This window comes from Pseudomonas pharyngis (assembly GCF_021602345.1).
Lineage (GTDB): Bacteria > Pseudomonadota > Gammaproteobacteria > Pseudomonadales > Pseudomonadaceae > Aquipseudomonas > Aquipseudomonas pharyngis.
Window position 1 is genome coordinate 1 of record NZ_BQID01000034.1, and the last position, 14957, is coordinate 14957.

Consider the following 14957-nt stretch of genomic DNA (forward strand, 5'->3'; position numbering starts at 1 on the left):
TCAGGAATAGGGGAGGGGGGCTTGGGAGCATCGGAAGAGTGGGCCGACAGGTTTTGGGCCTAAACTGAACGGTAGTGAGCCTTTTTAGGAAGGATCGTAACTGGGGTATAGTGCCAGCAGTATGTATCAGTAAATTAGATTGTTCAGGGGGTTTTATGGCGAAGAATAAGAGCTTTGAAGATTTTGTAGCGAAACATTCAACTGAAAGTGAGGCGCCCACTTTTGATCCTGAAAATGAAATCCAGGAGTGGCGGGCTGCCCTTGATTCGCTTTATGTATCGATCGAGAATTATGTCCTTCCCTATAAGGAGACAGGAAGCATTGATCTTAAGTTAGTGACAACTACCTTGCATGAAGAACTTCTGGGTGCCTACAAGGTCAATAAGGGCGTTTTGATGGTGGGCAATGCTAAATACATTCTTGCTCCTGTTGGTACAATGTTAATAGGTTCTAAAGGACGGGTTGATGTATTGGGGCCGGCCGGAACTGGGATGCTTGCCTTGGTCAGGGGGGACGGACCAAAAATAAATTTCAGGGTGACTATTGGTAGTCAGGCAGTGCCCCCAGTAAAGAAAATCGAGTCTGAAAAAATAGAGTTGCCATGGAAATGGAAAATTGTCTCAAATAAACCTCCTTATATATACACGGACCTTAACGAAAACAATTTTCTGTCCTTGCTGATGGAAATTGGTGCATGAAGAGAATCGATTTCAATCCTTCTGGGCTGAATCTCGATCTGATAGATATAGCTCACCATTTCGAACTTATGAATTCGGCAATGGCCTCCTACTACAACGATAATGGAGCTTCATTTTTAACTAGATATACTTTTTCCACGCCCCAACAAATAGAACTCGAATATAAAGATGCTCGCCGTGAGTTTGAGGTTACGGTATGCTTGACTATCTTAGCTGCATTGGAAGCAAGCTTTCGGTTGGATTACCTCGTTAGAGTTGACAGGAAGCTTAAGGATGAACTTAGTCGTGCCTTCATAAAGATTTACAGGCGAAATAAAAACAGGGTGGGTTTTGAAGATTTGCTAGACGCTTGGAAACGACACGCCCCCAGTTCAACAGACTACGTAAGGGAGCTCAAGGGAGCCTTAGCATTTAGGAACTGGATGGCGCATGGTCGCTACTGGGTTCCGCAACTAGCTAGGACGCATGGTTATACAGATATTTATCGGCTGGCTTATAATATTTTTGATAACTTCCCGTTTGAGAAATAATTACTTCAGGAAAGTTTCATCAAAAGTGGGGTTGGATTTATGTGTTTTAGTGGTAATTAAATTCGCAACCATTGTTTTTGATCATGGTGGCAAATGATCTGTCCTCTTTTTTGTGGTCCCCATTTTTGGTTCATTTTTCACCATTTTTCACTTGTTGTTAAGTTAAAATAGCCTACTTATTATTTTCGGCTACTTTATTGATGTTAGTATTTACCAAATAGTGCAGAGCTCGTCGAAATTCAATAGCCTTTTAATGTCAAAACCATGTCCAAATCCATAGTATCTTCCCCCTTGCTGCTTATGCTCTTCAATTAAAGGTGTAAGATCTGTCTTGGCGCTTATTTTTAGCAATGATTTAATTTTCTCGAAATATTGCTGAGAAGCTGCCCGGCTGAATATTTCGAAAGCGCCTGGGAAGTGACCAAGATAAACGAGGGTTTTAGGCCACCAAAAACCAGATTTGTCTAAGCTGTTTCTTACGTAAAGAATAAAGTCAGTTTGCATTAATAGGTGGAAGTCCACTCCTGTGCCGTTGTTGTTGTCTTTTGTCAAGTCGGCGCTGATCGATGCTCTATTCAGATTTAATCGGTTGTTTCTGTATTCTAGGCTTTCGGGGTTTTCGTAGAAGCACTGGCAAGATGTTAGGTGCGGAACTCCGTTGTTCGAGGATTTTATATAGTAATTGCTGTTCAGTATTTCGGCTGCTGCTTGGTATTTATTGTGTTTTATTAGTATGGTTATTGTGTAGAGAAAAATCTCGCCAATGATGAACTTGTAGTTGTCGAAGTCTGAGGTTCGATAGCTTGAGCGGCCATTCAACTCAGTGAAATATTTGGTTAAAGACTCTAGGAATTTGTGCATGACCTCAGCGAACTCTTGCTGCGATAGGTACCGGCAAGACGTATCTACAATTTGTAATAGCTCATTTCGAACAGGAATAAATAATTGGATACTGCTGACTACGGCGTCATCAAACATTACTTCAGGAGTAGTACTTATGCGGATCTGTTCCAGATTGTCTGAGAAGGTTACTAAATACTCATCAAGAGCTGCTGCAGCGAAAGGTTTGTGCTCTCGGACAGCAGCGATCGCTCGCTTAAATAGTGCAGATGTTCCTAGATTGATGCTGGTCTCGGAATTCAAATATTCAGGTTTTTTTCCAAGTGCAGGCTTTTTAAATTGTGGCTGCCCATGAATGCATCGAATCAATGAGTCGAATCCATCAGCATAGCGATCGGGCTCACTCAGATCTATGTACAGTCGAGAATGATAAAATAAAGGTGTATAAGCTTTCCCATCTAGATCCTTTTCCGCAATTACGGCAATAAAGCGCTCTTGATCAACTTGGTCGTATATTTTTTTCGATATTATTTGAGTTTCTGTCCCAACTCCTCCTGATCGGTTGTCAGCTTTTTCTGCGTAAACTTTATCGGAAATTATCAATACTTTGTCGATGGAGGGGTCTTTTACCATTTGCTCCATGAAGTCTATGGAGTCTTGTCCAGGTTTTAAGTCCCACTTATCAAGTATTACATCGATTCCTGACTCAATCAGCTCTTCGGCCAAATCAAGTACCCAGCGTTCATGAGTGGGTGTCGACCAGCTATAAGAAATAAAAACTTTTGGCTCGCTCAATTTTTAGCTTCCTTTCTTTCGCTTGTTTGTGAAAGTCAATTCTCGTGTGAGCTGGTAAATGGAAATCGAACCAGCCTCTGGATCAGGCCTCCTATGCCGCCCTTACGCTTTCTGTGGGATTTTAGTTGCCGTATAGGTTTTTGTCACAAACTCCTTAGCTAAGCAGGTTGGGGGGCTTCGCATTGTCCAAATCGATCAAGGCAGGTAGCGCACGTGCAGAAAACTGCTGATTCGACGTGAGGGCGTGCCTTTCCGAAGGCACGCAAATTCCGTTCTTCTTGAGCAACCTGTGCGGCCCAACCGGAGCGCGATACGCGTCTCTCACAGTCTCAGCCGCCAATGACCCGGTCAGTTTTAAGCGAACAAAAGCGAACAAGAGGGATCAGGTTTATTTGTTTTAAATTTCTAGGTGGTAAATAAATCTGTCTCCTGTTTAGTCTTGCGGTTGATTTGTTATTTGTGGGGCGGTTGTTTACAAAAAATCTGTAGGCGATCGATAATCATAGGTGAGCGATTCAAATAGTTTCTCATCGAACGATAAGCGGAAATTCATAACGACGAGTTGGCTTGCACTTCTGACGCTTTCTGTATGTATAATTCCGGTATTACTGTCTCGCCAAGTTGCCACTAACTGCTTTCCGCCAGGAAGGTTTTGAGTCCTCAGCCAAATATCGCCAAGCACATTTGTAACTGTTAATTTAAAATTGCCTTGTGTTTCTATGCTTGAGTTTTCTCCAAGCGTGACAATCATTGTCGTAAGAAGATTACCTTGGTCAGATAATTGGAAGAAATCGGTGCTTTTCGTAAGCCAGTCTATCGAATCCCCTTTTTTTGTTATGATGTTCTTGATTAATTCCGGTTCCTTCAACAAACGACCGGGCTTTGCAAGCATAGCGTAACCGCCATCAAGTTTTAAAACTATTCGTTTAGGGCCAAACTTCTCATCCGACATCCCTATTTTTCCATCTATTTCAACAACTTTAGTAAATAGGTCGGCGAGTTTGTAAGCGTCAGAGTTTACAGCGGATGGTAATGTTTCTCCAAGACCTGATACTAACTCGAGTAGGTTAGACTGCCAGTATTCTGATTTTTGTTCTATTAGGACTTGTACGTAGCGTAGTGCCGGATCGTATTGCCCCGACTCTCTCGCCAGATAAAGAACTAGGTTTGGTTTCAGTCTTGGCGTTATATTGTCTACATTCTTGTTTGCGAAAGCGATAGCTAACTCCGAATCAAAATTTTTTACATTCTCAAATGCTGCTAGGCGAACATAAATGCTTTGATTTTCGTCATTCAAAATCGACTTCGAATAGGGGAGTAGCGCAGCATCTCCGTTCATTTTCTCTAATATCAGCCTTTTTTTCTCAGGTGATATTTCTTCTACGGTCAGCAAAGATGCTATTTTTTTTCCTACGTCATCTTCCGAAAGAGCAAATCTGAAAGGGCCACGATTTTTAACGATAATTGTTAGGATGTCGGAAAAGTCTGAGTATTTTGTCGTTGGCGTTTGCAGGACGTCTAATAAGCGTTTTTCTTCCGCTCCGTTAATTGGGAAAAGTGACTCACTCGACGAAGAGTAATTTCGTGCAAGTCGAATCATGTACGCGTTGATAATTGCCTCAGTGCGGAGCTCATCGAGTGCTCTTTTCCCCCCACTTCCTTGCTCATCAAATTGCATCCATTTGGTAACTCTGTCTTTGAAAGCGTCGGTTAGAGTATTTACAAGGTTGTTATATCCTAGAAAGCCGCCTAGGAGGAAAATTGCTGAAATAAAAACGGCTGCGATACCTACCCATTCTTTTACTTGCTTAATAATAAAAAGCGTTTTATCAATTGCTTTTTCCGTGATTTTGTTTTCAGCATTTGTGATCTTGTTTTCGACATCGGCAAGCAAGCTCTTGCTAGAATTCGTTAATGCCTCCAGCTCTAGTCGTATACTTTGATTTTCTTTAAGTAGTTCAGTGCGTATTTTGGAAGTTTCGTTCTCTAGATATAGTGATAAGAATTCATTATCTTTTTGCACTTTTGTTCCTGACCTTTGTTTTTTTGTATTTGAGAGTTAAGTTGTAATTGTAGGTGGAGGTTTATGTGTTTGTTTCTGTTCGTTGTTTAACTTGATTTAGCTTAAGGTGCTATGCGAAGGCCATCTGCTTTGTAGTGTTCTCTTATAGACCTATCGATCGCATCTACTACACGACTCGACGAGACTTTAAGCGACTCTCCTGAGAGGTGATACGCGCTTTCAACAATTGCTGCACGCAGTTCTCTATTTGCGAATAATTGAACGGTTACTAGCAGGTTGGGTAATGTGCAAAATTCAATAATTAAACTACGTTGTTTTTTAATTTCGCGTTCGAGCACATCTAACTCGGCAAGCTCATTGAAAACTGATTCAGCCGTTGCCAGCTCGTCTTTAGTAAGTCGTTTTTTTAATGAAATGTTTTGAAGTTTGTGTAGGAACTCATATAGACGCTGTGCGTAGTTTTGGTTTTCTACTTGTAGCCATGTCCCAAGACCCTTTAACGTTTCACATTCATGAGGATGCCAAGATTTTTCTACGTCGGTCCTTCCACTTTTATCTTTTTCACGTTTAATGATTAGATACTCGCAGCTAACCTTTAGCGTGTTTCGTTTCCACCGGTCAGATAGGGTTTTAACCAGTTGTGTAGGTAAAGACGCGAGCACTTGGCTAGCATCCGATTGTAGTAGCTTCACTTCCCCAAGTATTTGCTTCACATCTCGAGTTAACGTCTCCTTCTTTGCCAAAAGAACATCGATCTTGCTTCGACGAATTTCATCCCTTTCAGTTGCCGAAAGTCGTTTGAAGTCGTTTCGGACTTTTTCATCATTTAAGCCGAGATGGTTCAGGGCACAACAGTGTCCAATGAGAACTTTTTTGTTGTCGCATGTCTCAACTACGAAACCGTGTTGGTGTTGTTGTCCGCAAGTCTTGTTTTTTTTCAGGAATTGACATTTGGCATCTGGATTTATCAGCTCGTATGGCCGGAGGGGGCGACGATATGCATCCTTTGTCAATGTATAGTCATGCTCGATTTTGAATAGGTGATTGATTTCTTCAATCGTTTTAATTTCACTGATAGCAGAAGCGACTGAAATCATAAAATGGTCCTCTAGTGGCAGAGTGCCTAGCTCAGATTTTAATTGGATCCTAAACGCCTGATGCTGGATATGCAATCAGACTGTTTGCCTATACAGTTTTTTCGGACAAGGCACTTTCTTTCGCGCTCTGTCGTCCCCCAACGCGCCTGCGCAGTAAATGGGTTTTTTCCGCAGTCCTGCACGCGACTGAAAGCCGCTGTGGCCGGGAGTCACCCTTGTAATCATCGAGGACAAAAAAATCTGCGAATTCTTGCGAGGGTTGGGTCACTTAACGTGTCACGGCACGCGGTCGGCAGTTATGGGGCTGCGCTTGGGGTCGCTTTTCAGGAGCGCATTCGGAAAAAAGTAATAATCATGGCATCAGTACACCGCCGAAAGCCCTGAATTCATTGTCTTTGCTGGATTGCATCAGAAGGTAATTTGAAATAATGAAAAAGGTAATGTTTTCGTAAGTGGTTGATTTGTATTGGGTACAGAAAAAGAAATGACTTCCTTGAAAGTTAATTACCTTCCCTATTTATTATTTGAAAATTACCTTTTACCGATCCTTTGCAGACAACTGAAATCAAGGCTCTAAGCCGAATAAAACGTTCGGCTTACCAAAATTACCTTTTTCTGATGTCTTTCCCGAAAATCTGACATCTCCTGTAGGGCGGTGCTGCGCTTCGTCTCGCTCGTACTTATGCAGATGACACAGACACACTTCCGCCCAGGTGCTTCGTGCTCGCGCAGGAAAGCTTGTAGGGAGTGCTTTGGATTGGAGCGACAGACACACGCGTCAACGAGGAATATTGGCGTGCCGCGTGGTGAGACAGAAGAAGGGTGGTACGAAAGTGGTACGAGATTTCTTTATGGCGCTGAAGGCTACGAGTTTTAAGGCCTACAGAATTAGCTCATCCAATCCATCATTGGCCCGACGCGCTGCGCTACCCGTAGCGCATGGCTAGTCACTACTCCTTGAGCTTGTTTTAAACAGCAACGTTAGATCGTTTAATTGAATACTATCGACGTCATCCAGGACCTACACATCCTTGCGCCACCCCCTACACCTAAGACAGAATCCGCCGGCTTGTGCCTCTAGCACGGGGGTTCTATCGTTCCTGGGTCACTGAAAACCAGTGACCGGGTTTGGTAGCCCGTGTGTTAGATGTACAGCGTCATCGTCCCCGGTCGTGCTTTCGGCCGGGGTCTATGGTGGTCATGTACAGGGCGTCTTCGGGCGCGCCGGCTCCTAACACCCGGTCTACCAACCTGTTCATGGCCGCCACCCTTCGTTTGGTAGCGAAAGGGTGAAGCCTTCACTAAAAGTGTTAGGAGTTTCATCCATGTTCAAACCAACACCCAACCCACCAGAAACCGATCCAGTCTCCCCCTACAAATTCCCCGATTCACGAACCTTGAACGAAGCCGCCGAACGCGCCCTCGATCACTACCTCACCCCACAGCAACGGATCATGGGCAGCCACACCCAACACGATCCGATGTACTTCGCCAACCCGGCTTACGACACCGAATCCCTGCTCGCCAACGCCAGCGAATCCTTGGGATCAGCCTCCGAAATGCTCAACAACTTCGCCGCCTCCCTGGAACCCGCCCACCGCAAAACCGCTATCGGCATTGCGCAGTTGGTGATGTTGGGGTCTTTGGCGGTGAATCAGGCGTTGGATAACGTCGAGCCGAAGTAGGTCGTTGCGGCCCTTCGTCGCGGAGGGCTGATTTTCTGTGCCTCAGGCACCAAAGTTAAACGCAATCGAAATCCTTGGTCTCGTCCCTTCAAACCGTCGAACTGAATGCATCAGCCACGACGGAAACATGATGAAAGTACCGCTGCTTGCGGCGCAGGTGCTGCTGAAGCCGGCGGTGATGCAGTCTTCGACGCGCATTCGCAGCGCGGGGTTGTAGGTGGAGGCGACCATGCCGCGTGGGTCGGCGAATTCCAGGTCGCCGCCGACGGTCGGGTCGTCTTCTCGGCCGCCGGCGTCCACCCAGTAGACGCCTGACCAGAAGGCGCCCGGATGTCCGTGGAGGGCGTTGCTGTGGCCTGCGGTATTTACGTTGGCCCAGGCGTTGAGTTTCCATTCGAAACTCGGTTCGGTCAGTCCGAATTGTTCGCTGTGCACTGCTGTCATTTGCACGGCGAACGCTTTTGCGAATGTCACCAGGGCGTCGCTGGCTTCTTCGCCCCATTCATGGAAGTCGTTCGCGGACTGCCAGCCGCCGTCGTTGCTGCGCTGGGCGCCGCTGCGATCTTGCGCCATGCGGGTTGTGATGATGGTTTTCAGTTGGGAATTAAGTTTTGCGGCATCGGGGTACTGGAGGCTGGCGAGGGGTGTTGTGAACAGCCGTCGAATCTTTATCAGGTCAGGATTTACCAACTGGCTGGTCGACGGCATTGCGGGTTCTCTGGGTTGCTCAAGTTGCAAAAAACTATACCGAGCGAACTGAAAAGCCGATGTAAACCTTTGTGAAAGGCCGAACCTGAACCCCCGCTGAAAACCCCGCAAGTTTCATCTTCCCGCCACCCACACAGGCCTACGATCCCTCCACAAGATCCCGACCCCACCCGAGCGCCACACACCATGAACAATCCACTCAAAGCGCTGTTGATCGTCGCCACCATCTCGGTTTTAAGCGCCTGCTCCGGCTCTGGTGGCCTGACCACCACCAGTTGTTTCTCCAGCGACTGTCAGTCGCCGGAGGCGCGGAACGTGAATACGTTGAAGTTCGGCGGGAGCAATATCGGTAACAGTTTCAACCAGTACAGCTCCGGCCTGATGCATGACGACTGAGGTTTACTGGGCCGCGGGTACGGCGATCCATTCGCTCAAGACTTTCTGGTATTTGCCGGTGACTTTGCTCAGGTGCAGCCACTGGTCGACGTAGAGTTTCCAGCTGATGTCGTCTCGTGGCAGCAGGTAGGCTTTTTCGCCGTATTGCATGAACTGGCTCGGGTTGACGGCGCACAGGCCGGGTTTGAGTTTCTGCTGATAGAGGGCTTCGGAGGCGTCGGTGATCATCACGTCGGCCTTGTTGTCGAGCAGTTGTTCGAAGATGGTCACGTTGTCGTGCAACGCCAGTTGCGCCTTGGGCAGGAAGGCGTGGACGAAGGCTTCGTTGGTGCCGCCGGCGGGTTCGACCAGGCGCACGTTCGGCTGGTTGATCTGGTCGATGGTCTGGTATTTGGACTGGTCGGCGCAGCGCACCAGCGGGATCTTGCCGTCGACGTCGAGGGTGTTGCTGAAGAAGGCTTTTTTCTGGCGCTCTAGGGTCACCGAGATGCCGCCGACGCCGATGTCGCATTTGCCGGCCTGCATGTCCGGCATCAGGGTTTTCCAGGTGGTCTGCACCCATTCGACCTTGACGCCGAGGCTGTCGGCCAGGGTTTGCGCCATGGCGATGTCGATGCCTTCGAACCCGCCGTCCGGGCGTTTGAAGGTGTAGGGCTTGTAGTCGCCGGTGGTGCAGACGCGCAACTGGCCCTGTTGCTGAATGGTGTCGAGGTGCGAGGCCGGTTCTTGTGCCTGGGCGGCGCCGGCCATGGCCAGCAGGCCGCAGAAGATCATCGTGCTTTTTGGAATTGTCATTGTGATCGGGCTTGTGCAGTGGGAGTGCAGGCCAGTGTAGTGAATGCGTTTGCCGGGTGTCATCCCGGTTCCGGGCTCAACGTGCCCAGCCACGCCACCAGTCCCACGATCAACAGCGCAATCACCAGCTCCAATGCCACGCTGCGACGCAAAGCGTTGGCCGCCACTTGATGCTGCCCCGCGCGCAACGATTGCTCGAGCAACGGCCCGAGGTGGAAGCGGTTCAACGCGGCCAGCACCAGCATGCCCCCGAACAACACAACCTTGATCGCCAGCAGAATGCCGTAGGTGCCGAACAGGACTTCGCCCAGTGTCGGGCCGACGATGAACAGGTAATTCGCCACGCCGGTGACCGAGAGGATCAGCACAATCGCCGCGCCGACGCCTTCGAAGTGTTTGACGGAATCCGCCAGCGAACGAATGCGCGCTTCGCAGAACAGCGCGTCGAGCCGCGACATCAAGATCAACGCGAGCATCGCGCCCAGCCACGTACCCGCCGCGAGCAGGTGCAGGATGTCGCTGAGCAGATGCCACGCGTTATCCATCGCGCCGTGTCCGCTCCAGGCCAGGGAGGCGAGGGCGACGGCGCCGGCCATTGATGCCAGCCACAATCGCGGCCAGACCATCACGGCGATCAGCGCGATCATCCGCAGCGCCCAGGCCAGCCCGATGTCGGTTTCCAGCGCCATCATTTGCAGATGCGGCCACAGCGCCGCGAATTCCGTTTCGCCACTCATGGCGCGGGTCATCAGCACCAGTCCCGCTACTGAGAGCAGTGCCCCGATCAACGCCATCCCGCGCAGCATCGGCCGAAACCGCAGCGCCGCGTCAACGCTGTACAGGCCAAACAACGCCAGCCCGAACAACAGCAGCAAATCCACATACAGCGCCAGACGCAGGAGGATGTTGATCAGTTCAGCCATCGCTCATTGCACTTTGAACGTGACGTTGCCGGTGATCGGGTGCGTGTCCGACGACACCGCGCGCCATTCGACCTTGTAGGTGCCGGCCGGCAAGGGCGTGAGCGGGGTGACGAGCATGGTTTTCGGGTCGCTGCCGGCGCTGACTTTGGCCTTCATCGGCATCGGCGAGTGGGCCATGCCGGGCATTTCGGTCATCACCAGTTTGGCGCCGGAGAACTGGGTCAGCAGATCCTCCGAAAAACGCAGTTCGATCTTGCCGGGCGCCGCGCCGTCGGCACCTTCGGCGGGGGACGACGACAGCAGTTTCGGATGGGCCTGGGCCAGGGTGCTCAGGAGCAAACCGCTGGCGAGGACGAGGGAGATTTTCAATGTGCGCATGCAAGACCTCTGGGTTGTTTTTTGATGGGATTCAGAACCAAAGCCGCACGCCGAGGACGAGTCGCGCTTCGCTGCGATCCTCGCCTTCTTCCCGTGCGTAATCGGCGGTGTGGCCGTAGGTACGGTTCCAGGTCACGCCGATGTAGGGCGCAAATTCGCGGCGGATCTCATAGCGCAGACGCAGCCCGGCTTCGGTGTTCGCGAGGCCCGAGCCGATCCCGCGTTGCGGGTCGTTTTTGCCGTAGACGTTGAGTTCGGCGGTGGGCTGCAGGATCAGGCGATTGGTCAGCAGGATGTCGTAGTCGCCCTCCAGCCGCACCGCGCTCTGGCCGTTTTCGCCGAGGAATGCCGTGGCTTCGGCTTCGAAGTTGTACAGCGCCATGCCCTGCAGACCGAACGCGGCCCAGGTTTGTGGAGCGCCGGGTTTGAAGTCCTGGCGCACGCCGCTGACCACGTCCCACCACGGCGAAATCGCGTGACCCCACAGGGCCTGGATCTCTGCGTCTTCGGTCTTGCCGTTGCTGCGTTCGCCCTCGGAGCGCAGCCACAGCCGATCGATGTCGCCGCCGATCCAGCCGGACAAATCCCAGGCCAGGGTGCTGGCGTCGTCGGCGTCCTGCCATTCGAGTTTGTCGGCGAGGAAGTAAGTGTTGATGGCGCTGTCGTGGACCTGATGCCCGGCGTGGCTGGTGAACACGGTGGCGCGGTCGGCGTCGGTCAGCGCCGGAATCGGCGTGCGGCTTTCGGTCGGCGCGGCGGGCTGCATCATGCCGTCGTCCATGCTCTGCATATCGCCCATCTGGCTGTGATCCATGCCCTGCATGTCGCTGGCGGAGAATGCCGGAGCCATCGACAGAAGCGACAACGAAAGCGCGGCAAATCGAGTCATGGTCGGCATCCTCATTCTTCCACCCGCACTTCGCGGAACATGCCCATTTCCATGTGGTACAGGAGATGGCAGTGATAGGCCCAACGGCCGAGCGCATCGGCGGTGACGCGGTAAGTGCGACGGGTGCCGGGCGGCATGTCGATGGTGTGTTTGCGCACCTGGAAATTGCCGTTTTCGTCTTCCAGATCGCTCCACATGCCGTGCAGGTGAATGGGGTGAGTCATCATCGTGTCGTTGACCAGCACCAGGCGAATCCGCTCGCCGTACTTCAACAGCAGCGGCTCGGCGTCGGAGAACTTGATGCCGTTGAACGACCAGGCGAATTTCTCCATGTGGCCGGTGAGGTGCAGCTCGAGGGTGCGGCTCGGGTCGCGGCCGTCCGGGTCTTCGAACGTGCTGCGCAGGTCGGCGTAGGTCAGCACGCGGCGACCGTTGTTGCGCAGGCCGAGGCTGGGGTCGTCGAGTTTCGCGGCGGTGGTCATGGCTTGCATGTCCACCAGCGGGTTGTCCTTTTCGCTGTCGGGGTGCGACTGCATCGGGCCCATGTTCATGCTCGAGTGATCCATGCCGCTCATGTCCATCGAACCATGATTCATTCCACCAGAGTCCATGCCACCCATACCCATGTCGTCCATGGTCACCAGTGGGCGCGGGTCCAGCGCCGGCACCGGGGCCGACAATCCGGCGCGAGCGGCGAGGGTGCCTCGGGCGTAACCGGTGCGGTCCATGGCCTGGGCGAACAGGGTGTAGGCGTCGGCGGCGGGTTCGACGATCACGTCATAGGTTTCCGCCACGGCGATGCGCAATTCGTCGACGCTGACCGGTTTGACGTGCAAGCCATCGGCGGCGACCACGGTCATTTTCAATCCGGGGATGCGCACGTCGAAGTAGGTCATGGCCGAGCCGTTGATCAGCCGCAGCCGCAGTTTTTCGCCGGGGCGGAACAGGCCGGTCCAATTGTTATCGGGGGCGTGGCCGTTCATCAGGAAGGTGTACGTGGCGCCGCTGACGTCGGCGATGTCGGTGGGATTCATCTTCATCTGCGCCCACATCGTGCGGTCGGCGACGGTGGCACCCCAGCCTTTTTCACCGATGTCGTGGATGAAATCGCCGACGGTGCGCTTGTGGAAGTTGTAGTAGTCGGACTGCTTTTTCAGGGTATTCATCAGGCTGGCCGGGTCTTCGTCGGACCAGTCGCTGAGCATCACCACGTAGTCGCGGTCGTAGTGGAACGGTTCCGGTTCCCGGGCGTCGATCACCAACGGCCCGTAGACGCCGGCCTGTTCCTGCAAGCCGGAATGGCTGTGATACCAGTAGGTGCCGTGCTGGCGAACCTTGAACTGGTAGACGTACACGCCACCCGGCTCGATGCCCTTGAAACTCAGGCCCGGCACGCCGTCCATGTTGGCCGGCAGCAGAATGCCGTGCCAGTGGATCGAGGTGCTGTCCTTGAGCCGGTTACGCACCCGCAGCGTCACAGTGTCGCCTTCGCGCCAGCGCAGCAGCGGGCCGGGCAGGCTGCCGTTGATGGTCAGGGCGGTGCGAGGCTGGCCGGTGAAGTTGACCGGGGTTTCGCCGATGAACAGCTCGAAGTCGGTGCCGCTTAACTCGTTGACCTGGCCGGGGCTGTTCAAGGCCCATACCGGCGTGCGCCACAGGCCGAGGCCGCCGAGCAGACCGCCGGCGGCGAGGCCTTTGACGAAGGTGCGTCTTGAGGTGGTGGAAGGCATGCGCTGGAAGTCCCCGTTTGACCAATAACGGGGAGGCTAACCAGCGGCAGCTTTCAGCTGGCTGAGGGGCGGATTACAGTTGTGTCAGGTTCAGCCTACAAACCGAGTCCTTCCTGGACCACCAACAACAGGTTGTTTTCCGTCAACGCAATCGCATCCAGCTGCTGCCCGGTTTCGAGCGTCTGCAACCACCAATGGCTTTCACCGTGCTCATCGACCGTGCGCAGCAGCGATGCTTCGCGCCCCGGCAGGACGATTTGCACACGCCCCGAGCCGTCTTCGGTGAAGCGGGCGATGGGGTCGAACGTCAGGCTGTGGTGGTTGGCTTCGATGATCAACTGGTCGATGGCGTAGTCGTGGGTCTCACCATCCGAAGAAGATTCGCAAACATGCGTAGGATTGCGCCGAATCTTCAGTCCTACTTCGGTGACCGGTTGCAACCAGCCTTCGATTCGGTGATACAAGGCGTAGACCTGAGCCGGCCAGCAATCGATCTCAAGTTCAGCGCAGGTGATTTCGTCAGCATGGGTGTGCCGGGTTTGTTTGAGTTTCGCGGCGAGTTCGTCTGCTTTACTCATGTCGGTTCCCTGTGGTGATTCCAACTTCATCGTAGTCCTTTCAAAGTAATGCACGTTTTGCCCTGCGTCATGCGCCTGCAACACGGGCATGACTCAATCAGCGTCTGGCCAAGTGATGGTCAGACCACAGAAACCACGGACGCACGCGTCCCAAGGAACGGGAACATGAAAAAGCTTTTTACAATTATGGCGCTGATTGCGCTGACGGTCGGTAGCGTCAGCCTGAGTTCGGCGCGCCAGTCGTCTGCCAGCAAGGCGGAATCGGTGGCGGGGGTATTCGATTACTACTTGCTGACGTTGTCCTGGTCGCCGACCTTTTGCCTGACCCACAAGGACGACCCGCAATGCACCGGCAAGGGTTACGGTTTTGTCCTGCATGGCCTCTGGCCGCAATACGCCAAGGGCGGCTGGCCGGAGTCCTGCCCGCCGCTGACTAACCTGTCGGCCGTCGAAACGGCCAAAGGCCTGACGCTGTTCCCGACCAAAAAACTGCTCGATCACGAATGGAGCAAACACGGCACCTGCAGCGGCCTCGGCGCGATGGGCTATCTGGACGAAGCGGACAAAGCCGTGGCCGCGGTGAACATCCCGGAAGAGTTGCAACCGTTCAGTAGCTCCTATTACTTCGAAGCGCAGGAAATTGCCGATCTGTTCCGCAAGAGCAATCCGGGCATCCCGTCAGACGGCATCGCCGTCATCTGCAACGGCCCGGAACTCTCGGAAGTGCGCGTGTGCATGGGCAAGGACCTGCAATTCGGCGCCTGCGGCAAGGGCGTGAAAACCCAGTGCCGGGCGGGGGATATTCGAGTACCGCCATCGCGTTGACCGACCATAAAAACTGGCCCCTGAAAAGGGCGCCTGTTTTTTTGCCACCAACCTCAAGCAAATTCCC

General features: G+C 52.4%; 15 protein-coding genes. 5 read left to right on the forward strand and 10 right to left on the reverse strand.

The window, feature by feature from the left end; all coding sequences use genetic code 11:
- Positions 1 to 155: 155 nt before the first annotated feature.
- Together L6D74_RS29720 and L6D74_RS29725 are read left to right on the forward strand one after the other, a co-directional pair.
- Positions 156 to 698 carry a hypothetical protein gene (locus L6D74_RS29720; protein ID WP_236191683.1) on the forward strand — a complete coding sequence of 181 codons (543 nt, stop codon included), beginning with the start codon at positions 156 to 158 and terminating at the stop codon, positions 696 to 698.
- A complete protein-coding gene (locus tag L6D74_RS29725) occupies positions 695 to 1228 on the forward strand; it encodes a hypothetical protein (RefSeq protein WP_236191684.1) in 534 nt (177 codons plus the stop codon). Before L6D74_RS29720 ends, L6D74_RS29725 begins: the two co-directional genes overlap by 4 nt.
- A 210-nt stretch (positions 1229 to 1438) precedes the next feature.
- On the opposite strand, the gene L6D74_RS29730 is transcribed toward L6D74_RS29725, so the two are convergent.
- The 3 genes from L6D74_RS29730 to L6D74_RS29740 form a co-directional block, all read right to left on the reverse strand.
- Positions 1439 to 2863: a toll/interleukin-1 receptor domain-containing protein gene (locus tag L6D74_RS29730; protein ID WP_236191685.1), complete on the reverse strand. Its 1425-nt coding sequence runs from the start codon at positions 2861 to 2863 to the stop codon at positions 1439 to 1441.
- A gap of 472 nt (positions 2864 to 3335) precedes the next feature.
- Positions 3336 to 4886 (reverse strand): hypothetical protein, encoded by a 1551-nt coding sequence (locus tag L6D74_RS29735; protein ID WP_236191687.1) that lies wholly within the window; start codon positions 4884 to 4886, stop codon positions 3336 to 3338.
- A gap of 101 nt (positions 4887 to 4987) precedes the next feature.
- Complete coding sequence (locus L6D74_RS29740) at positions 4988 to 5983, reverse strand: hypothetical protein (protein WP_236191689.1); 996 nt, start codon at positions 5981 to 5983, stop codon at positions 4988 to 4990.
- Between the two features lie 1325 nt (positions 5984 to 7308).
- Between L6D74_RS29740 and L6D74_RS29745 the strand changes: the two genes are divergently transcribed.
- Positions 7309 to 7668: a DUF6124 family protein gene (locus L6D74_RS29745; RefSeq protein WP_085608241.1), complete on the forward strand. Its 360-nt coding sequence runs from the start codon at positions 7309 to 7311 to the stop codon at positions 7666 to 7668.
- Positions 7669 to 7710: 42 nt separating this feature from the next.
- Here the strand turns inward: L6D74_RS29745 and L6D74_RS29750 are convergent, their stop codons facing one another.
- Positions 7711 to 8376, reverse strand: coding sequence for a TIGR02466 family protein (locus L6D74_RS29750; protein ID WP_236191695.1), 666 nt, complete (start codon positions 8374 to 8376; stop codon positions 7711 to 7713).
- A gap of 186 nt (positions 8377 to 8562) precedes the next feature.
- Here L6D74_RS29750 and L6D74_RS29755 point away from each other — a divergent pair, with 186 nt between their 5' ends.
- The gene (locus L6D74_RS29755; RefSeq protein WP_085608242.1) at positions 8563 to 8772 is read left to right on the forward strand and encodes a hypothetical protein; all 210 of its coding nucleotides are present in this window, start codon (positions 8563 to 8565) and stop codon (positions 8770 to 8772) included.
- A gap of 3 nt (positions 8773 to 8775) precedes the next feature.
- Here L6D74_RS29755 and L6D74_RS29760 read toward each other — a convergent pair whose 3' ends face one another.
- The 6 genes from L6D74_RS29760 to L6D74_RS29785 all read right to left on the reverse strand — a co-directional run bounded on the left by L6D74_RS29760 (position 8776) and on the right by L6D74_RS29785 (position 14065).
- Positions 8776 to 9567 (reverse strand): transporter substrate-binding domain-containing protein, encoded by a 792-nt coding sequence (locus L6D74_RS29760; RefSeq protein WP_172829495.1) that lies wholly within the window; start codon positions 9565 to 9567, stop codon positions 8776 to 8778.
- A 59-nt stretch (positions 9568 to 9626) separates the two neighbouring features.
- Positions 9627 to 10490, reverse strand: a complete 864-nt coding sequence (gene copD, locus L6D74_RS29765) for a copper homeostasis membrane protein CopD (protein ID WP_236191696.1) — start codon at positions 10488 to 10490, stop codon at positions 9627 to 9629.
- A 3-nt stretch (positions 10491 to 10493) separates the two neighbouring features.
- Positions 10494 to 10868, reverse strand: a complete 375-nt coding sequence (copC, locus tag L6D74_RS29770) for a copper homeostasis periplasmic binding protein CopC (protein WP_236191702.1) — start codon at positions 10866 to 10868, stop codon at positions 10494 to 10496.
- Positions 10869 to 10899: 31 nt separating this feature from the next.
- A complete protein-coding gene (locus tag L6D74_RS29775; protein WP_236191704.1) occupies positions 10900 to 11757 on the reverse strand; it encodes a copper resistance protein B in 858 nt (285 codons plus the stop codon).
- 11 nt (positions 11758 to 11768) lie between these two features.
- Positions 11769 to 13487: a copper resistance system multicopper oxidase gene (locus tag L6D74_RS29780; protein WP_236191705.1), complete on the reverse strand. Its 1719-nt coding sequence runs from the start codon at positions 13485 to 13487 to the stop codon at positions 11769 to 11771.
- Positions 13488 to 13582: 95 nt separating this feature from the next.
- Complete coding sequence (locus tag L6D74_RS29785; protein WP_236191706.1) at positions 13583 to 14065, reverse strand: hypothetical protein; 483 nt, start codon at positions 14063 to 14065, stop codon at positions 13583 to 13585.
- A gap of 165 nt (positions 14066 to 14230) precedes the next feature.
- Here L6D74_RS29785 and L6D74_RS29790 point away from each other — a divergent pair, with 165 nt between their 5' ends.
- On the forward strand, positions 14231 to 14890 hold the full coding sequence (locus L6D74_RS29790) for a ribonuclease T2 (RefSeq protein WP_236191707.1): 660 nt from the start codon (positions 14231 to 14233) through the stop codon (positions 14888 to 14890).
- The last annotated feature ends 67 nt before the right edge of the window (positions 14891 to 14957 follow it).